This is a genomic window from Affinirhizobium helianthi, assembly GCF_042680945.1.
Classification (GTDB): Bacteria; Pseudomonadota; Alphaproteobacteria; order Rhizobiales; family Rhizobiaceae; genus Neorhizobium; species Neorhizobium helianthi.
In genome coordinates this window covers 1-17,802 of the sequence record NZ_JBHUEQ010000016.1, presented here as the reverse complement: position 1 = coordinate 17,802, position 17,802 = coordinate 1, and the positions used below count along the sequence as shown (strand labels likewise).

Genomic DNA, 17,802 nt, shown 5'->3' with positions numbered 1-17,802 from the left:
CTGATTGCATCCCATGCGCCTTGTCCTCGCCGCCCTTGCTCTTTTCTGTCTTGGCCTGCTCAGCCTGTTCTTTGGCGTCAGCGACGTGTCGCCGCTTGCCGTTCTTACGGGTCAGGCAGATGAAAAGGCCGTGCTTGTTCTTCTGGCCAGCCGCCTGCCCCGTACGCTGGCGCTGGTTCTGGCCGGTTCCGGCCTCGCCGTTTGCGGAACTCTCATGCAGATGCTGGCGCGCAACCGCTTCGTGGAGCCTTCGACGGCCGGCACGGTAGAATCGGCAAGCCTTGGTATGTTGATCGCGCTCATCGTTTCGCCGGGAATGCCGGTTCTGGGCAAAATGGCCTTCGCGGCGGTCTTCGCACTGGCGGGCACGGCCCTTTTTCTCGCCATTCTCCGGCGCATTCCCCTGCGTTCCGTGGTCATGGTGCCGCTGGTCGGCCTGATGCTGGGTGGTGTCATCTATTCCGTTGCCGCCTTCATCGCCTACCGGCTGAACATGATGCAGACGCTCGCAGCCTTCCAGGCCGGAGATTTCTCCTCGGTCCTTCGCGGTCGCTATGAAATCCTCTGGCTCTCTTTCGCTATGACGGTGGCTGCCTATATTGCCGCCGACCGCTTCACCCTGGCCGGATTGGGCGAGGAGTTCGCGACCAATCTCGGGCTGAACTATCGGCGCATCCTCATGCTCGGCCTCATCATCGTCTCCATGGTCACGGCCTGCGTGGTGGTGACGGCCGGTATCATTCCCTTCCTCGGCCTCATCGTGCCGAATGTCGTCAGCATGGTGATGGGCGACAGCCTTCGCCGCACCCTGCCCTGGACCGCACTCCTGGGGGCTGGGCTGGTGCTTGCCTGCGATATCATCGGGCGCATCGTCGTCTGGCCTTTCGAAGTCCCGGTTGGCGCGGTTCTCGGTGTCCTTGGCAGCGCCTTCTTCCTCTTCCTTCTGACGAGGAGGCAGAGCCGTGCGGCGTAACCCTTTGCTTATCGTCGGCGTTCTAGGCTTTCTCTGTCTTGCCGCCTGCCTTGCTTTCATGACGCTTGGCGCACGGGGAAGCTGGACCTTCATTCTCGGTTTTCGCGGCACGAAGCTGCTCGGCATCCTGCTTGTGGCCTATGCGATTGCGCTTTCCACGGTGCTGTTTCAAACCATCACCAACAACCGCATTCTCACGCCCTCCATCATGGGCTTCGATAGTCTTTACGGCCTGCTTCAAACACTGCTGGTCGCCGTTCTGGGCGCGGCCAGCCTCAGCACAATGGAACCCCGGCTGACCTTCGTGCTCAGCATCGCCATCATGATGGGCTTCTCGCTGATCCTGTTCCGCCTTTTGTTTTCCGGCGCGCTCAAAAGCCTGCATCTGCTGATGCTGTCCGGCATTGTGTTGGGTGTGCTGTTTCGCAGCCTTTCCGGCTTCATTCAGCGCGTTCTCGATCCGAATGATTTCGTCGTCCTGCAAGACAGGCTGTTTGCCAATTTCAACTCCATCGATGCAGAGCTTCTCGGCGTTTCCTTTGCCCTTGTGGGCATTGTCTCGCTGGTTGCCTGGCGGATTGGCCATTCCTTCGATGTGCTGGCGCTTGGACGCGAAACCGCAATCTCCTTAGGATTGGATTACAAGCGGTTGACGCTCATCATCCTCATTCTGGTCTCCGTGCTCGTCTCAGTCTCAACGGCGCTTGTTGGTCCTGCCACCTTCTTCGGCGTTCTGGTCGCCAATCTGGCCTATATCCTGATGCCCTCGCCCAAGCACCGCTTTGTCATTCCCGCCGCCGTTCTGCTGGCAGTGCTTCTGCTCGCCGGAGGTCAGACACTCTTGGAACACGTGTTCAGCTTCAACACCGCACTGTCCATCATCATCGAATTCGCGGGCGGCATTTTCTTCATTCTTTTCCTGCTCAGAGGAGCCATCCGATGATCGAGATCCAAAATGTCCGCAAGGCCTATGGGGAAACGGTGGTGGTCGATGGCGTGTCGCTGACCTTGCCCAAAGGGGGTCTGACCTCCATCATTGGTCCCAATGGCGCAGGAAAATCCACCCTGCTCTCCATGATCGCCCGGCTGCTGCCGATGGATCAGGGAAAGGTCATGGTAGATGGGCTCGATGTGGTGCGCACGGCAGGCGACGTTCTGGCAAGGCGTCTCGCTTTCCTCAGGCAGGACAATCATATGGTCGCACGCCTGACGGTGCGCGATCTCGTGACCTTCGGCCGCTATCCCTATTCGAAAGGACGCCCGACGCGCGAGGATGCGCAGCATGTAGAGCGGGCACTCGGATATCTCGGGCTGGAAGAGCTTGCCGAGCGGTATCTGGACGAGCTTTCCGGCGGCCAGCGGCAACGTGCCTTCGTGGCCATGGTGCTGTGCCAGGATACCGATTACATGCTGTTCGACGAGCCGCTGAACAATCTGGATATCCGTCACGCGGTCGGCATGATGAAGCTTTTGAAGGGCGCTGCCCGCGACTTCAACAAGACGGTTGTCGTCGTGCTGCACGATATCAATTTCGCCTCCTGTTACTCCGATCACATCGTCGTCATGCGGGAGGCAAAACTGTTTCTGCAAGGCAAGCCGGACGATATCGTACGCCCGGAGATCCTGTCTGCGATTTATGATACGCAGTTTACCGTGCATCATCTCGATGGGCACAGGATTGCCACCTATTTCACCTGATGGACTTTGCCATGCAAGACGCCTATCCCGGTCTCGATATCTTTCATCAAAGGCACCGGACTCGGCTGAAATGGCATCGTCTGCGGCGTAGGCTTGATGCGCCGCTCTTTTCGGCGGAAACAATGGCAGACGGGTTTCGGCTCGGGGCCTCCATGGAACTGGACCTGCGGGTGCGCGCCGATGGCGGCTTTGTTGTGCTGCACGATGCAGACCTGCAAGGAGAAACGAACGGCCAAGGCCCGGTCCGGCTGGCAAGGACGGAGACCATCCGTCCGCTGACGATGAAAAGTGGCGGAACAGCGCCCATTCTCAGCGAGGATCTCGCTCACCTCATGCAAACCGCACATCCACAAGCATGTCTGCAGTTTGATATGAAGGATGATCTTGCCACCATTGGCGAGGCGGGTCTTGCCCATCTTGAACGCCATTTCAGCGAAATCGGCCAGTTCATGATTGTCAGCGGCGCCGATCTCAGCCTCATCGAAGCCATCCGCGACCGATTGCCCAACCTGCGGCGCGGCATCGATCCGACCGACAAGCTGTTCGATATGCTGCGGGCTGAAGGACCGGAAGCCGTGCAGCGCGAACTTCTATCCGATCTGGATGGCCCGACGGACCCACATATGGTCTATCTTTCCTGGCCGCTTCTGCTTGCCGCGAAAGAGGCAGGGCTCGATCTGGTGGCGCTTTGCCATGGTAAAGGTCGAACCGTCGATGCCTGGACATTCAATCTTGCCAGCAGGGATCTCGGCTTTTCAGAAGAAGAATGGGGCCGCTTTTCCACCCTGATGGCCATGGGTGTGGACCAGATCACAACGGATGAGGCACCTGCGACCGAGCGTGCCTGGCGGGCAAGGCAGTAAGGAAAAGCCCGCCATAGTAGCCATGGCGGGCAGCGGCCAGTTTTCAGATTACATCTCGGGACAGCCACGCTCGTTGGCGAAGGTCACCCGCCGAATACCCCGGCGGGTTTCCCCTTCCACAACCACGCGACCGGGCGTCACGCGAACCACTTCCGGATCGCGCAGTCCCAGATCGCGCGCGGCGGCACGGGCTTCCCGCTCGGAACATCCGCGCCCTGGGCCGCGGCGCATATCCCGCTCGCGGTCACGCACAACAGGGCGAATACCGTCTGGCCCGATACGCAGCTCAACATCCTGAGCGCTTGCTGGCGTGCCAGTCACGACGCCTGCCATCGCCATTGTCAGCGCCAGTGAGGCTGCCTGCAACGCCTTGAACATGTTTCCTCCTTGTGCCCGTCCATCCGGACACGATGATCATTACGCGGGCCGATAACGCGCTGAAGGCAGGCAGGTTCCGCAAAAAGCAGAGCATCGTGGAACAGGAGGGAACCCGGTCAGCAACACCCGCCGGGAAGCTTGGAAGCATGACGAGCAAAACTGAACGGTTGCGAAACGCATTGAGGCGCCCTTCCCCGCCAGGAAGGGCGCCTCATCTTTGGCATAACGCTCGAACCCGGATAGAAGCCCTGCCCTCAACCACGGGGAAGAGAGGCTCAGGGCAGGCTCCGCTCTCCTATCCCGGCGCCCTTATCTGGCGATAAACACCGGCAAAGGTGCATCTTCAACAAGGGCCTGCGTTACACCGCCGAAAACACGCTCACGCAGACGAGAATGGCCATAGGCCCCCATGACGATCAAATCGGCCCCAATCTGCATTGCGTGATTCTTCAGAATAGTCTCCACCGGACGACCGCCGCCCGGCACTTGATCGACCACCACATTGACCCCATGTCGCGCCAGATAGGCGGCCATATCGGCGCCCGGTTCGCCGCCGCTCGCCAGATAGGAGGCATCGGGATCGACCATGGTGAGATGCACTTCGTCTGCATGTCGCAGAATATCCATCGCTTCGCGTGCAGCACGGCCTGATTCCGGCCTGGAATTCCACGCCAGCAGCACCTTGCGCACCTTCATCGAGGCCGTTTCCTTGGCCGGCAAAAGCAGCAAGGGACGCTGCGCATCGAAAATGGCTCCATCGATCACCGCGCTGAGCAGTTGCGAATTGGAGCGCGTGCGCTTGCCCACAATCACCAGATCGGAATAGAGCGCCCGCCGATAGACAATGTCCGCAACAAAGGGGCGCTCGGTGTAGAAACGCTCCACATCGAAGGAAATCTGCGCCACCTTGCATGCGGCCTCAGCCTTGTCTGCGGCCGCATGCAGATCCGTCATGTCTCCGACACGAAGATCGAGCCAGCTCACATCCACCGGATAATCGGCGAGGCTCGGCGTCACAGCAATATCCATCACCAGAACGGACAGATGGGCCTCCATCTGCGCAGCAAGATCGATGGCCCGACCGAGATCTGCCTCCTGCTCGCGATTGCCGATCACAGTCAGCATGGTTTTGAAGGACATGACTTCCACTCCTCATCCGGTGAGAGACGCAAAGGCAGCAGGCGCGCCGCTGCTCATGTCAGCCAAGCTAATTGAAATCGAAAGGCGAGGTTTTGATCTTCCTCAACTGACGCGCGGCAGTTCAAGATGCGTTCGATGAAAGACGAGAAAGAGACCGGGGCGGAACAAACGCCCCTGTCGCGCATTGCAACGGAAACTCACGATCTCCTTCATTAGGAAATCCTGCGTGATTTTGTTGAACATGCGCGCAATAACGTTTAGTTATGCTGCGCTGCGAAGAAAGTTGGATTGGGGGCTTCGCGGCATCCTTTGGGCTTATGCCCGAAATTTCCGACCAAGGTCGGCATACCAAAGGAGTATTCCATGACAATCTCTCAGACTCATTTCAATCATCACAACTCAATCTCTCTTGCAGAAGCTATTGCCGAAGGCCGCCGTGCAGCAGGCTACAGCTTCGATGATCTGGCCATCGCATGTGGTCTCACAGTCAGTGAACTGGAAGCATTGGAAAAAGGCAGGGATCAGGACCCTGTGCGGCTGAAAAGAGTAGCTTCAGCTTTGCAATTGCATCATCTCGTCGTGTGAGTTCCCCCAGGAACCTTCATTCGACAACCTGAGTTTCTACCCTCGAGCCTGTCCGGCTGAACATCAGCCGGACAGGCTGTTTTGTTTCAACCGCCCTCTCCGGCCACCGGGCTTCGTCCATAAAAAACGGTGGGAAGCGCCGGACACTCTGCGGTACTCGGTACCTAAAGCCGATGACAGGAACAGATTGCGCACCGGAAAGCCTCATGCCGGGCAAGCCACGAATGTCTAGTCCGGTATCGGTCCATGTAGATTGGAATAATCACGCGTGATCCGAGCGAATAATTCCCGTCAGCGAACACAATTGGGAATTGCCTGCCACATATCGGCACAGAAAGGCGAAAAACAAATCAAGAGATCATTAAAAAATACGTCAATCCGAGAGTAGAACAGACGGACAGCCTCAAGAAAAACAAGACGGACCTCAACGCAGGTAGAATTAGACAGAATAAAGGAAGGATCAAAATTATTATCGATTAAAATTTTACATTGATTTGCATAAAAGGTCGCATATAGTCATTACATAGTTAACAATGACTTACCTCATAAAGAAACATATAATAAATATTTGCATAAGTTAGTGTTAACTACATTAAGGGGCCACAGTCTGCAGTAACACGTTATTTTGAGGAGCGGGAAATGCGTACAGGTAACGACAGTGCACGCACCAGCAATCTGGATTTATTTAGAGCGGCAAGCCAAGGGGGCGCCAGTTCCGCCAGCAGCAGCAGTTCATCCCGCGGGGGTAGCGCATCCAGCAGCGCCAGTGCATCGGGTGGTGCGAGCGCCGCAAGCAGCAGCAGCGCCGCAGGGGGCGCAAGCGCGGCCAGCAGCAGTGCTTCAGCAGGTGGCGCCAGTGCAGCCGCCAGCGCCAGTGCTTCGGGTGGCGCAAGCGCCGCAAGCAGCAGCGCCGCAAGCGGGGCCACGGGCACCGGAAAAGTCTCCCCCGGCGGCATGAACCATGGCACGCCACAGGGCTCCAAGGGAATGGCCAATGCCAGCGGAGCCTCACAGTATCGCTCCAGCGTTTCCTTCAACGCCAGCCAGTTCAGCGGCCAAGGCAGCAGGAACATAGATCCACGCACGCAATCCGCACCGTCATTCCACTTCCGGGCACAATTCGGTTCAAGCAACGGCCAGATGGGAGCACACACCGCCGGCTCCAGGCAGGGCGCAGCCGCTGCATCGAGTTCGTCTACGACAGGTGCACAGCAGGGGCCACGTTCACAGGGCGATAAGCCCGGTCATCATGGCATGCGCCCGCAGGATCACCATAACGGGGTTCATGGTGCCCAGGGACAAGGCAAGACCAACGACAAGCACGGCGGCAAGGATGGTCAGGCTGGAAAAGCAGGCCAGCAACCGCATTCGGCTGGCGGCGCAAGCGGATCACCAAAGGGCATGCATGGCGCCTCGGCACAGACGGCCAGTGCAGGCGCTCCCCAGCAACATCATGGGTGCGGCCAGCCCCCGAAGGGCATGACATCTGAGCGTCCCGCCATGCAGAACGGCCACCAGAGCAGCAGCGGCACAGCACAGCCGGGAACCGGCCATCAGGCAGGTGGCGCAGCCCAGGCGGGCCAGGGCCAGGGCCAGCCCCAAAACCAGGCACCGAAAGGCGCGGCACCTCAAGGCACATCACCACAGACAGCTCAAACCGGCGGAGCCAACGACCTCGCAGGTAAGCCAGCAAAAAACTCCCAACCGTCTACGTCCGCGGGCAGCGGGAGCGGGAATGCGCCTGCGGGCGGGACCCCTGCATCTGTGACGTCCCAAGGCTCATCCGGCCAGCCTCACCACGCCTCGCATCAGGATCCGAGCGACTCCAGGTCGGCGGCACCCTCCAGCCGTGCCGATGGGCAGGCACAGGCAAGCCAGACGGGCTCTGCGACATCTGCGGGCTCGTCGGCGAACGCGACAGCGACATCCGCAGCGGGGTCACAATCTGCTGGTTCGCAAGCGTCTGCAGGTCAAGCCCCTTCAGCTAAGGGCGACACGGCAAGCGCCAATGGCGCAAGTGCGGGCGGTGCGAGTGCTGGCGCAGGCGCATCCTCCACTGGCGCATCCTCCACGGGCGAAACGCATGAAGCCGCGGGCAATGGGGCAAAGGATAAGGCCGCCGATGCCTCGATCAAGAACTGGCAGTCGGAAGGTAACACATCCAGCTGGCCCACGAATGGGGGCCTCAGCCAGAAGGGCACCGAAGCGCTTTCACAGCGGGCGGAAGCCGGTGGTTACGGCGAACATCTGTTTGATCCCGCAGCCGCCCGCCAGAACGGCTTCGATCCGGGGCGCACGCAATACATCGCCCAGGGTGGATTGGCGGACCCTGCCAAGGGTATCCAGGGCAACTCACTCGCAGCCGTGGATTTTGCACGCCAGAACAACTTCCAGGGTGTAGAGCTGAACATCGGCTCCACAAAGGACGGTCAGGCATTCCTCTGGGATGGAAAGACCGTTGGCCGCCAGACAGGTGATCCTCAGAACCGCGAGCTTTCCGCGCTGGACAGCAAGGAACTCTCGAAGATGTCGATGAGCAACCTGAACCCTGTGACCGGAGAGCGCACGCCTGCCTATGGTTTGGCGGGCGGCACGCAGAAGCCGGAATCCTTCCAGCAAACCCTCGACTATGTTCGCGCGAACATGGCCAAGAACGGCAAGGAAGCGTCGAACATCATTCTCAACCCGAATGACCGGGATTCCGCACTCAACATCGTCAACATGCTTTCGAAGCCGGAGAATGCGGATATTCGCGGCAATTTCGGCATCAAGATCCATTCTGACATGCTGCCTTCCTTCGGAAAGGATGCAAACTCAGACCTCTTGAAGCAACTCACAGCAGCCAATGAAGCGGCAGGCAAGGATGCCTCCGCCCGCCTGAACCTGATCCCCGTTCTCGGCAATCTGAAGGATCTTTCTCAGGATGGATCCCGCGTTACGCCGCAACAGGGTTCGGAATGGCTTTCCGGCTTCAGCAAGCTCGGCAATGTGTCCATGGCGGAACTCTCCCGCACGGGCAACAATCAGGCCATGGACGACGTGCTGAAAGCCTTCCGGGCCGCGAACCCCGACCAGAAGAACCTTCCGATTTCGGTGACCCAGCGTCAGGAAGACTTCTCGGTCAACGGGACGCCTTATGCCTTCAATGACCGCGGCCAGCCCACCAGCATGGAGAAGGCGCCCCCGCAGCCGTTCAATAGCATGAGCCAGTACGGCAATATCGTTATCAGCAACAACCCTTACGTGGCCATGCTTTCGGACAGACAGGCAACGAAGGGCCTGGATTTTGCCGCACTCGGCATCGATCCACGCCTTGGCAATGGCAGCATCAACCCGGCAACCGATCTGGCCGGACCTCCCGGCTTCACCGGCAAGCCGAGCTGGCAGGACACTGCCGCAACCGTCTGAGTGAAAAGCAACGTGGCCCTGCCGGATGGGGAACCCGTCAGGGCCGCGTGATCAATGCAGATCGAAGCCTCAGGGACAGGGGTCCACCCGGCTTCGCGCTTGAGACGTGACACGGCAGACGCCCCGGTTCTCTTCTGGAACCGGGGCGCTTACGTGCGAACTGGCACGTTCTGTCTAAACTGCAGATATTTGTCCAAAGGGTCGCGCGAAGACGAACCGACATTCAACGCGGTCCAAAATCGTCATGAATTCTCAAAATCAAATGGAAAATGGTAGCGGGGGGCGGACTTGAACCGCCGACCTTGGGGTTATGAATCCCACGCTCTAACCACCTGAGCTACCCCGCCACGACCGCGATTTATCGACTGTTCCGCAGAACCGCCCGACGCGATGACGGGCTTATAAAGGGATGCTCCCGGCAGTGTCAAGCGCGTGTCACACAAAAAGAAACACAGTTCGCAAGCACCTGTGGAGCGTTGTCTTCAAGCCACTTGCGATGCCTCCAGCAGCGCCTTCAATGAGGCCTCGGCATCGGCAGAACGCTCGGACCGCTCAATGAAACCACCGCCCCAGACACGGGCATCCGGCCCTTCCGCCGAATAGAGCACGCAAGCCTGACCGGGGGCAACACCCGCCTCACCCATCGCGAGATCCACATAAATCCCGCGCTCATCCACATGCAGCGTGGCCGGAGTTGGCGGGCGCGTGGAGCGCACCTTGGCGAAACAGGCAAAGCCACCTTTCGTATCCGCTTCCAGTGTGGAATCGCCGATCCAGTTCATGTCACGCAGATAGACGCGGTGCGTATCCAGCGCCTCGCGCGGGCCAACGATGACACGTCTGCCACGAGCATCGAGATAGACAACGTAAAGCGGCTCACCCGTGGCAACGCCCAAGCCCTTCCGCTGGCCAATCGTGTAATGCACAATGCCTTCGTGACGGCCCAGCACACGCCCATCGATATGCACGATGTCTCCGGCCAGAGCCGCATTCGGCTTCACTTTGTTGATGATATCGGCATATTTGCCCTGCGGCACGAAACAGATGTCCTGGCTATCGGCCTTCTTGGCAACAACCAGCCCCATTTCCTCCGCCAGCGCCCTCACCTCCGCCTTTGACATGCCGCCAAGCGGGAAGCGCAGGTAATCGATCTGCTCCTGCGTGGTGGCAAAGAGGAACCAGCTCTGGTCGCGGTCGCTATCGATGGGGCGATAGAGTGCGCGGCGATGCGGCGCATCAGGTGTAGGATTGGCGCGCGAACGAATATAGTGGCCAGTCGCCAGCGCATCGGCACCCAATTCTCTCGCCGTCGCCAGAAGATCCGCGAACTTGACCGTCTGATTGCAGGCAACGCAGGGGATCGGGGTTTCGCCCATGGCATAGGCTTCCGCGAACGGATTGATCACGGTTTCACGAAAGCGCTTTTCATAATCCAGCACGTAATGCGGAATGCCGAGCGTCTCCGACACGCGGCGCGCGTCGTCGATATCCTGCCCGGCACAGCAGGAACCTGCGCGGTGGACGGCAGCCCCATGATCGTAAAGCTGAAGCGTGATGCCGAGAACATCATAGCCTTGGCGTTTGAGAAGCCCTGCCACGACGGAGGAATCCACCCCACCGGACATCGCCACGACAACGCGCGTATCCTCCGGCTTCTTGTCAAAATCCAGCGTATTCACAGGAACTCTCTCGATTTGGTTCGGGAAGCGCCATCCGTGCCAGTGGCGCCATGTCCGGCAAAGGGCGGCGGGATCGTCCGCCACCATGCATGTTTGTGCTGATATAGAAAGGAAGGGTTGCAAACGCAAGCGGCACCGCTGAAAGCACCGCAAGCTGGTACTGTCAAAATGGGTGCCGCCCCGATTAGCCAGCAGACATGGTCATGACTGCATGACACGCGCCGAATCCCCGGCAGCCACAGCGTTGTTGTGCGGATGACCATCCAGACCCTGCGCCCGCACCTTCGGAAGCGCGTCGGGATAGGTGCGCTGAACATAGTCGATCAGCTTTTCGCGCACCTCGCACCGGAGATCGAAAGTCCTTCCACCATCTGCAGCCGACACAAGGATGCGGACCTCCATGACAGTCTCGCGAAAATCCGTCACGGCGACATTCACCACCTGACCGTCCCAGAGGGGGGAATGGGCGGCAATCTCTTCCACCTTTCGGCGGATGTCGGCCACGGGTACGGTGTAATCCAGATAGATCATCACGGTACCGATCAGGGCGGCCCCTTCCCGCGTCCAGTTCTGGAACGGCTTCTCGATAAAATAGCCGAGCGGCAGGATGAGGCGTCGCCAATCCCACAGCTTCACCACCACATAGGTCGAGGTGATTTCCTCCACCTTGCCCCACTCCCCTTCCACGATCAGCGCGTCATCAATGCGGATGGGCTGCGTAATTGCCAGCTGAATACCCGCAAGCAGGTTCTTCAGCACGGGCTGGAGCGCAAGGCCCAGCACGATACCGGCAACCCCGGCAGATGCCATCAGGGATACGCCATACTGGCGAACCGCCGGAAAGGTCATCAGTGCCGCAGAAAGGCTGACCGCCACGATCAGCGTTGCGGCAACACGTTCGAGAATGCGGGACTGGGTGACGTGCTTTCTGGCCAGCAGATTATCTTCTGCATCCAGCTTGAAGCGCCGAAGGTAAACCGTCATCCAGATGTGCAGGGCCGTTCTCGCAATCCAGCCCACCAATATGATGAAGGCCAACAGCAATAAATGCCTGATGAAATCGGCCTGCGAATCCGTCAGCGGTGCAATCGTCACGGCGGGAGTAAGCACCCAGACCACGATGGCGAGCCGCATGGGGCGGCGGTTGCGCGAGACGAGCGAACGCCAGAAGAGGTCCCGCGTCGCCACAATGCGCGTCAAAAAGCGAAAGACGAGACGATGGATGAAATAGCCCACGAAGATGGCGGCAATCAGCACGATCATGCTCAACAGCCAGTCCGGGGTGACGCGGATGATGAAGTGCAGAGTATTTTCCAGTCGCTGTTCCATCCGGGGCCAGTTAGCGTGCGCAGCCGGGGAGAAAAGGCTGGAGAGCTAACAAAGCCGTGAGGTCGCGGGAACGGCTGGTTCATCATCTGGTTGTTGCGGCAGGAGAACATCACGATGCAATTCGATCTGGACCGCTTCATCACCGCACAGGCGACACTCTATCCTCGCGCCCTTCAGGAACTGCGGGAGGGGCGAAAGCAAAGCCATTGGATGTGGTTCATCTTTCCGCAGCTGGCCGGGCTTGGCCGATCAGAGACCGCGCGCTTTTACGCTCTGTCGGGAAAAGCAGAAGCGCAAGCCTATCGTCAGCATCCGCTACTGGACTCGCGGCTGGTGGAAGCGACAAGGGCCATGCTTGGCCATTCTTCAAAGTCCGCTTTTGCCATTCTGGGTTCGCCGGACGATCTGAAATTCTGCTCCTGCATGACCCTCTTTGCCGCCATCAGCGAAAAGGGCTCGCCTTTCGAGCGAGCCCTTGAACAGTTCTGTGACGGAAAACCAGACCAGACGACGCTTGGCCTGCTTGCAGATCAATCCGTGCCCTGAATGGCGGAAAGCTTCCAGTCTTCGCCCGGCTTGCGAACGAAGGTCCAGATCTCGGTCGATTCCGTCGGCGTTGCCGGATCGCCGTGAACAACTGCACCTGTGTTGCGGTTGCGCATGACATCGATGCTCTGGTAGCGCAGCGCAACCGTCGCATAGTCCTGACCGTTTTCGCGCCAGGATTCGGCAAGATCGCCCTGCAGAAGCTGCACATCGGTCACATCGTTGCGAACACCCTGTGTCGCGTTCTCACCCAGTTCCTCGGCGAGGTAGGACATGGCTTCGGGCGTGGCCACAGCGCGCAGCTTGGCATAATCTTCCGCGCCGTAAGCTGTCTGCACGTCCTTCAACAGCGCCTCGAAGCGATCAAGATCAGCATTGGTGATGCCGATTTCATCTGTCGCCTTCGATGCAACACGAGGACGCGCCGCAGCACTTGCCGCCGCCGTTGCGCCCGCGCCCATTTGCGGGATCTTGAAACGGGAGCCCTGCGCATTGGGCGCATCATAGGCATAGCGGCCTGCATTACCAGCACTCCGGCCAGAGGCTGGCTGCGAGCGACGCGCAAACATGCGCATCAGGAAGAAGATCAGGCCACCGATGAGCAGCATCTGGAACAACATGCCAAGCATACCGGCCATGCCGCCAAAGCCATTACCCATCATCATACCGAACAGACCACCGAGGAACAGTCCACCCAGGATACCGCCGCCAAAGCCACCAAAGAGCCCACGTCGTGCCTGCTGGCCCACTGCCTGCTGGCCTGCCGCCATTCCAGGATTGGTCGCGTTATTCTGCTGCGTGTTCGGTGTCATCGAGCGCTGGATTGGCGCAGATGTGCCGGGTGCAGTGTTGGTGGAAGGGGCCGCATCATAGGTGCGCGTGCCCCGGCTGCCGAAGCCGCTGGATCCGGCACGGCGGGCCTCAGCGAAGTCAACGGCAGCAAGAGACACGACCAGACCGATGGCCATCACCGATGCGACGTGCTTGAAGCGCCGAAGCTTTGAAAACATTTCTCTCTCCTCACATGCCCGTCCTGTGCGGGCGTCGGAGCTACATATAGAGAGTGTATGATCTCAGTTTTAGTGGCATTCGTTCGTTCTGACGCGCTTTTGATCAAAAGTGCGCGATGAAAAGCCCGGCAGATACCAATTTACCGGGCTTTGACAATTGGGATATGGTTTTATCAGTCGACGTTGAACGTCAGCGGCTTTGCCTGCTTGATGGCAGCATTGGCAGTCAGTTGATCCAGCACGGCCTTGTCCACGGTACCATCCACATAAAGAAGGGCGATAGCATCGCCGCCTTCCTTTTCACGGCCCAGCTGGAAGTTCGCGATGTTAACACCGGCATTACCGAGCGTGGTACCCACAAAGCCGATCATGCCAGGCACGTCGGTGTTGGAAATGTAGATCATATCCGCACCCACATCAGCATCCATATTGATGCCCTTGATCTGGATGAAGCGTGGCTTGCCATCGGAGAAGACGGTACCGGCAACCGAGCGCGACTGCTTTTCAGTCGTAACCGTCAGCTTGATATAGCCATCATAAACGCCGGTCTTATCCCGCTTGACCTCGGACAGAACAATGCCCTTTTCCTTGATCATGATCGGAGCGGAAACCATGTTCACATCCGCAACCTGATTGCGGATCAGGCCCGCCAGCAGCGCAGATGTCAAAGCCTTGGTGTTCATGCCAGCAGTCTGGCCGTCATAGAGAATCTCGATAGCCTTGATCGGGCTTTCGGTCACCTGACCGGCAAACGAGCCCAGCACGTCCGCGAGCTTGATAAATGGCTTCAAGATCGGCGCTTCTTCAGCCGTGATGGATGGCATGTTGATGGCGTTTGAAACGGCGCCCTTCACCAGATAATCCGCCATCTGTTCGGCAACCTGCAGCGCCACATTTTCCTGAGCTTCCGTGGTGGAGGCGCCAAGATGCGGTGTGCAGACCACGTTCGGCAGGCCAAAAAGCGGGCTTTCCGTGGCAGGCTCAACCTCGAACACATCGAAACCAGCACCGGCAACATGGCCTGACTTGATGGCTTCGGCGAGCGCCGCCTCATCCACCAAACCACCACGGGCACAATTGACGATGCGAACGCCGGGCTTGGTTTTTGCTAATGCTTCCTTGGAAAGGATGCCACGGGTTTTGTCCGTCATCGGCACGTGGAGCGTGATAAAGTCCGCCTGCGCCAGCAACTCATCCAGCTCCACCTTGGTCACACCCATTTCCTGGGCGCGCTCAGCGGAGAGGAAGGGATCGTAGGCCAGAACGCGCATCTTCAGGCCAATGGCGCGCGAGCAAACGATGGAGCCGATATTGCCGGCGCCAATGACGCCAAGCGTCTTGCCGGTAATTTCAACACCCATGAATTTCGACTTTTCCCACTTGCCAGCCTGCGTGGAAACGTCGGCAGCGGGGATCTGGCGGGCAACAGCAAACATAAGCGCAATGGCATGTTCAGCCGTCGTGATGGAGTTGCCGAAAGGCGTGTTCATCACAATGATACCGCGCTTGGAAGCAGCCGGAATATCGACGTTATCGACGCCGATACCGGCGCGGCCAACCACCTTGAGATTGGTTGCGGCAGCAATCAGCTTTTCCGTAACTTTGGTGGCGGAGCGAATGGCAAGACCATCGTAATTGCCGATGATCTCCTGAAGTTTTTCCTTGTCCTTGCCAAGCTTCGGCTGGAAATCGACTTCAACGCCGCGATCACGAAAAATCTGGACGGCGGTTTCCGAAAGTTCGTCGGATACGAGAACGCGAGGTGCCATGAGAGGCCTCCTTCAAAAGAGCTCAAGCGAAAAGAGGGAATGATTGTTCAGTCAATACGACCCTGCCTTTGGCGGCAGGGCCGAGAATGCCAGATCAGGCAGCAGCCTTGGCAAGAGCCGCCTTCTGCGTTTCAAACGCCCAGGACAGCCACGGCATGACAGCCTTCATGTCAGCCGTCTCGATCGTTGCACCGGCCCAGATACGAAGACCCGAAGGAGCATCGCGGTAGGCACCGATATCAAGAGCGACATTTTCCTTTTCGAGAAGGGAAACAATACCCTTCGCAAAGGCAGCCTGCGCATCCGCATCGAGAGCCGCAACCTGCGGATCGACGATCTTGAGGCAAACGGAAGTGTTGGAGCGAGTGGCTGGATCAATAGCGAGGTTGGCAATCCAGTCGTTGGCGTCAACGAAATCGAAGATTACCTTGGCATTGGCATCAGCCCGCGCCACAAGAGCATCGAGACCGCCAAGCGACTTCGCCCACAACAGCGCGTCGATGTAGTCCTCAACGCAAAGCATTGAAGGCGTATTGATGGTCTCGCCGGTGAAAATGCCCTCGATCAGCTTGCCGCCCTTGGTCATGCGGAAGATCTTCGGCAGCGGCCAGGCAGGAACGTAGGATTCAAGGCGCTCCACAGCACGCGGGCTGAGGATGAGCATGCCGTGACCGCCCTCGCCGCCCAGAACCTTCTGCCAGGAGAAAGTCACAACGTCGAGCTTGGAGAAGTCCATATTCTGGGCAAAGGCAGCCGAAGTGGCGTCGCAAATGGTCAAGCCTTTGCGGTCAGCCGGAATAAAGTCGGCATTGGGAACGCGCACACCAGATGTCGTGCCGTTCCAGGTGAAGACGACATCACGATCGAAATCGACCTCGGCGAGGTTCGGAAGGAGGCCGTAATCAGCCTCGAACTTGCGAACATCTTTCAGCTTGAGCTGCTTGACGACATCCGTCACCCAGCCAGCGCCGAAGCTTTCCCATGCGAGCATATCCACACCACGCTCGCCGAGCAGAGACCACATGGCCATTTCGACAGCACCGGTATCGGATGCAGGCACGATGCCAATACGGTAATCCGCAGGAACGTTCAGAATTTCGCGGGTAAGATCAATGGCCTGCTTCAGCTTGGCCTTGCCCACCTTGGCGCGGTGCGAACGACCGAGCGGGGCATCGGAAAGCGCATCGAGCGACCAACCGGGGCGCTTCGAGCATGGGCCAGAAGAGAAATGGGTATTGTTCGGACGTACGTCCGGCTTTGCGAGATCCGCCATATGGCTATCCTTCCAGATAGAAAGCCTCTCGTTGGGGAGAGGTGTCCCGCCGTCGCTTCTAAGGGATCGGCGCATGGGCGTCAAGCCGGCACGACGCTCTTTTGAGAAATTACGCGCAGATTGTGAAACTTGACCTGAATCAACAACGACAACAACCGAGCATGCGTAAGTTCCTGTCGGAGTGCGTGGGAGGACGCACCCGCTGACACCAGACGATGCTTGAGCGGCAGCTTCATAAGCCCTGCAGCAAGGCACGGAAACGACAGACCCGAGCAGTAAGGCGAACGCGGTTTCGCAGCACACTGCTCCAGCCCAACGAGGCATGATATGACCGTCGAAACGATTTTTGCCCCTTCCACCCCCAATCCCAACGCCAGTTCAAAGCCCGCCGCAACGCGCGAGACCTCCTATCTGATACCCGCGCTCTCAGGCTTCTATGCCAGATTTGCGCAGCCGCTCGCCTGGGTCGCCTTCCGCGTCGCCATCGGCGGAATGCTGATGATCGAAGGCTACCCGAAAATCGTATCGCCGATGGCCCAGGTGGGTTTCGTGGAAAAGCTGGGTTTTTATCCCGGCTGGGTCTGGTCTCCGCTACTGGCTGGTATGCAGTTTTTCGGCGGAGCGCTGATTGCACTTGGCCTGCTGACAAGACCCGTTGCACTTGCCAATGCCGTGATGCTGGCTATTACCCTGTGGTTTCACGTCACCTTTCCCTACGGCCACGCGTTTCTGACAGATTCCGGCATAGCCGCCCTCAAGGCTGGCAGCGAGTTCTTCACTCCGCAGGCCACCCAGCGCCTCATGGATGGCGGCGTAAAGTTCCTCGGCCAGGTGCAGACCAAGGCTGAACTGGCCTCGTTTTTCTGGTGCGGCGGCGCCTTCTTCTTTGCCGCATTCGGCGGCGGCTGGGGTTCGATCGATCGCCACCTGATCAAGCGGGAATTCTGATAGAGCGGAAACTGGCAAGAACGCGATTACCGTTTACCAGTTGGAGCAGAATAATCTGCCCACACAGCAGTGAGCCAAGTGGGAAGAAAACAGCTAGAAATCGCGCAAAAAGAGAAGGCCGCCCTTTCGGCGGCCTTCAGACCGCTGACAAACCCGCCGATTTTTTCTCGGCGGGTTTTCTTGTTTCTGAGGTGCGCGCTCAG

Annotated in this window: 16 protein-coding genes and 1 tRNA gene; 8 read left to right on the top strand and 9 right to left on the bottom strand. The window is 58.7% G+C overall.

Annotated elements, in window-relative coordinates; genetic code table 11:
* Positions 1 to 13: 13 nt before the first annotated feature.
* Genes ACFSE1_RS09425 through ACFSE1_RS09410 form a run of 4 tightly spaced genes read left to right on the top strand, consistent with a single transcriptional unit; the run spans position 14 to position 3,534 of the window.
* A complete protein-coding gene (locus tag ACFSE1_RS09425; protein ID WP_377399854.1) occupies positions 14 to 973 on the top strand; it encodes an ABC transporter permease in 960 nt (319 codons plus the stop codon).
* Complete coding sequence (locus ACFSE1_RS09420; RefSeq protein ID WP_377399852.1) at positions 963 to 1,916, top strand: iron chelate uptake ABC transporter family permease subunit; 954 nt, start codon at positions 963 to 965, stop codon at positions 1,914 to 1,916. Before ACFSE1_RS09425 ends, ACFSE1_RS09420 begins: the two co-directional genes overlap by 11 nt.
* Positions 1,913 to 2,671, top strand: a complete 759-nt coding sequence (locus tag ACFSE1_RS09415) for an iron ABC transporter ATP-binding protein (protein WP_377399849.1) — start codon at positions 1,913 to 1,915, stop codon at positions 2,669 to 2,671. The genes ACFSE1_RS09420 and ACFSE1_RS09415 overlap by 4 nt, the downstream gene beginning before the upstream one ends.
* Before the next feature lie 11 nt (positions 2,672 to 2,682).
* Positions 2,683 to 3,534 carry a glycerophosphodiester phosphodiesterase gene (locus ACFSE1_RS09410; RefSeq protein WP_377399845.1) on the top strand — a complete coding sequence of 284 codons (852 nt, stop codon included), beginning with the start codon at positions 2,683 to 2,685 and terminating at the stop codon, positions 3,532 to 3,534.
* 48 nt (positions 3,535 to 3,582) lie between these two features.
* On the opposite strand, the gene ACFSE1_RS09405 is transcribed toward ACFSE1_RS09410, so the two are convergent.
* Both ACFSE1_RS09405 and ACFSE1_RS09400 read right to left on the bottom strand, forming a co-directional pair.
* A complete protein-coding gene (locus tag ACFSE1_RS09405) occupies positions 3,583 to 3,873 on the bottom strand; it encodes a hypothetical protein (RefSeq protein WP_377400198.1) in 291 nt (96 codons plus the stop codon).
* A gap of 348 nt (positions 3,874 to 4,221) precedes the next feature.
* Positions 4,222 to 5,052, bottom strand: coding sequence for a universal stress protein (locus ACFSE1_RS09400; RefSeq protein ID WP_377399842.1), 831 nt, complete (start codon positions 5,050 to 5,052; stop codon positions 4,222 to 4,224).
* Between the two features lie 363 nt (positions 5,053 to 5,415).
* On the opposite strand from ACFSE1_RS09400, the gene ACFSE1_RS09395 reads away from it, so the two are divergent.
* The gene (locus ACFSE1_RS09395) at positions 5,416 to 5,637 is read left to right on the top strand and encodes a helix-turn-helix domain-containing protein (RefSeq protein WP_377399839.1); all 222 of its coding nucleotides are present in this window, start codon (positions 5,416 to 5,418) and stop codon (positions 5,635 to 5,637) included.
* A 620-nt stretch (positions 5,638 to 6,257) separates the two neighbouring features.
* Here the strand turns inward: ACFSE1_RS09395 and ACFSE1_RS09390 are convergent.
* The gene (locus ACFSE1_RS09390; RefSeq protein WP_377399836.1) at positions 6,258 to 6,722 is read right to left on the bottom strand and encodes a hypothetical protein; all 465 of its coding nucleotides are present in this window, start codon (positions 6,720 to 6,722) and stop codon (positions 6,258 to 6,260) included.
* Between the two features lie 55 nt (positions 6,723 to 6,777).
* Here ACFSE1_RS09390 and ACFSE1_RS09385 point away from each other — a divergent pair, with 55 nt between their 5' ends.
* Positions 6,778 to 9,045 (top strand): hypothetical protein, encoded by a 2,268-nt coding sequence (locus ACFSE1_RS09385; RefSeq protein ID WP_377399833.1) that lies wholly within the window; start codon positions 6,778 to 6,780, stop codon positions 9,043 to 9,045.
* A gap of 270 nt (positions 9,046 to 9,315) precedes the next feature.
* On the opposite strand, the gene ACFSE1_RS09380 is transcribed toward ACFSE1_RS09385, so the two are convergent.
* The 3 genes from ACFSE1_RS09380 to ACFSE1_RS09370 form a co-directional block, all read right to left on the bottom strand.
* Positions 9,316 to 9,392, bottom strand: a tRNA-Met gene (locus tag ACFSE1_RS09380).
* Between the two features lie 135 nt (positions 9,393 to 9,527).
* Positions 9,528 to 10,724, bottom strand: coding sequence for a tRNA 2-thiouridine(34) synthase MnmA (gene mnmA / locus ACFSE1_RS09375; protein ID WP_377399830.1), 1,197 nt, complete (start codon positions 10,722 to 10,724; stop codon positions 9,528 to 9,530).
* A 201-nt stretch (positions 10,725 to 10,925) separates the two neighbouring features.
* Positions 10,926 to 12,053: a mechanosensitive ion channel family protein gene (locus ACFSE1_RS09370; protein WP_377399827.1), complete on the bottom strand. Its 1,128-nt coding sequence runs from the start codon at positions 12,051 to 12,053 to the stop codon at positions 10,926 to 10,928.
* 114 nt (positions 12,054 to 12,167) lie between these two features.
* Between ACFSE1_RS09370 and ACFSE1_RS09365 the strand changes: the two genes are divergently transcribed.
* Complete coding sequence (locus ACFSE1_RS09365) at positions 12,168 to 12,599, top strand: DUF1810 domain-containing protein (RefSeq protein WP_377399824.1); 432 nt, start codon at positions 12,168 to 12,170, stop codon at positions 12,597 to 12,599.
* Here the strand turns inward: ACFSE1_RS09365 and ACFSE1_RS09360 are convergent.
* The 3 genes from ACFSE1_RS09360 to ACFSE1_RS09350 all read right to left on the bottom strand — a co-directional run bounded on the left by ACFSE1_RS09360 (position 12,584) and on the right by ACFSE1_RS09350 (position 16,651).
* Positions 12,584 to 13,609, bottom strand: a complete 1,026-nt coding sequence (locus tag ACFSE1_RS09360; RefSeq protein WP_377399821.1) for a Tim44 domain-containing protein — start codon at positions 13,607 to 13,609, stop codon at positions 12,584 to 12,586. The two genes, ACFSE1_RS09365 and ACFSE1_RS09360, sit on opposite strands and share 16 nt — an antisense overlap.
* 173 nt (positions 13,610 to 13,782) lie before the next feature.
* Positions 13,783 to 15,378, bottom strand: coding sequence for a phosphoglycerate dehydrogenase (serA, locus tag ACFSE1_RS09355; protein WP_377399818.1), 1,596 nt, complete (start codon positions 15,376 to 15,378; stop codon positions 13,783 to 13,785).
* 94 nt (positions 15,379 to 15,472) lie between these two features.
* Entirely contained in the window at positions 15,473 to 16,651 is a 1,179-nt protein-coding gene (locus tag ACFSE1_RS09350; RefSeq protein ID WP_377399815.1) for a phosphoserine transaminase, read from the bottom strand.
* A 327-nt stretch (positions 16,652 to 16,978) separates the two neighbouring features.
* Here ACFSE1_RS09350 and ACFSE1_RS09345 point away from each other — a divergent pair, with 327 nt between their 5' ends.
* The gene (locus ACFSE1_RS09345; protein WP_377399812.1) at positions 16,979 to 17,599 is read left to right on the top strand and encodes a DoxX family protein; all 621 of its coding nucleotides are present in this window, start codon (positions 16,979 to 16,981) and stop codon (positions 17,597 to 17,599) included.
* The last annotated feature ends 203 nt before the right edge of the window (positions 17,600 to 17,802 follow it).

Excerpts from the sequence above, each read along its gene's own strand:
- ACFSE1_RS09345 (WP_377399812.1), top strand. The coding sequence starts at position 16,979 with ATGACCGTCGAAACGATTTTTGCCCCTTCCACCCCCAATCCCAACGCC.
- ACFSE1_RS09405 (WP_377400198.1), bottom strand. The coding sequence starts at position 3,873 with ATGGCGATGGCAGGCGTCGTGACTGGCACGCCAGCAAGCGCTCAGGAT.
- ACFSE1_RS09400 (WP_377399842.1), bottom strand. The coding sequence starts at position 5,052 with ATGTCCTTCAAAACCATGCTGACTGTGATCGGCAATCGCGAGCAGGAG.
- ACFSE1_RS09350 (WP_377399815.1), bottom strand. The coding sequence starts at position 16,651 with ATGGCGGATCTCGCAAAGCCGGACGTACGTCCGAACAATACCCATTTC.
- ACFSE1_RS09370 (WP_377399827.1), bottom strand. The coding sequence starts at position 12,053 with ATGGAACAGCGACTGGAAAATACTCTGCACTTCATCATCCGCGTCACC.
- ACFSE1_RS09395 (WP_377399839.1), top strand. The coding sequence starts at position 5,416 with ATGACAATCTCTCAGACTCATTTCAATCATCACAACTCAATCTCTCTT.
- ACFSE1_RS09360 (WP_377399821.1), bottom strand. The coding sequence starts at position 13,609 with ATGTTTTCAAAGCTTCGGCGCTTCAAGCACGTCGCATCGGTGATGGCC.
- ACFSE1_RS09415 (WP_377399849.1), top strand. The coding sequence starts at position 1,913 with ATGATCGAGATCCAAAATGTCCGCAAGGCCTATGGGGAAACGGTGGTG.
- ACFSE1_RS09410 (WP_377399845.1), top strand. The coding sequence starts at position 2,683 with ATGCAAGACGCCTATCCCGGTCTCGATATCTTTCATCAAAGGCACCGG.
- ACFSE1_RS09385 (WP_377399833.1), top strand. The coding sequence starts at position 6,778 with ATGGGAGCACACACCGCCGGCTCCAGGCAGGGCGCAGCCGCTGCATCG.
- ACFSE1_RS09365 (WP_377399824.1), top strand. The coding sequence starts at position 12,168 with ATGCAATTCGATCTGGACCGCTTCATCACCGCACAGGCGACACTCTAT.
- ACFSE1_RS09425 (WP_377399854.1), top strand. The coding sequence starts at position 14 with ATGCGCCTTGTCCTCGCCGCCCTTGCTCTTTTCTGTCTTGGCCTGCTC.
- serA (WP_377399818.1), bottom strand. The coding sequence starts at position 15,378 with ATGGCACCTCGCGTTCTCGTATCCGACGAACTTTCGGAAACCGCCGTC.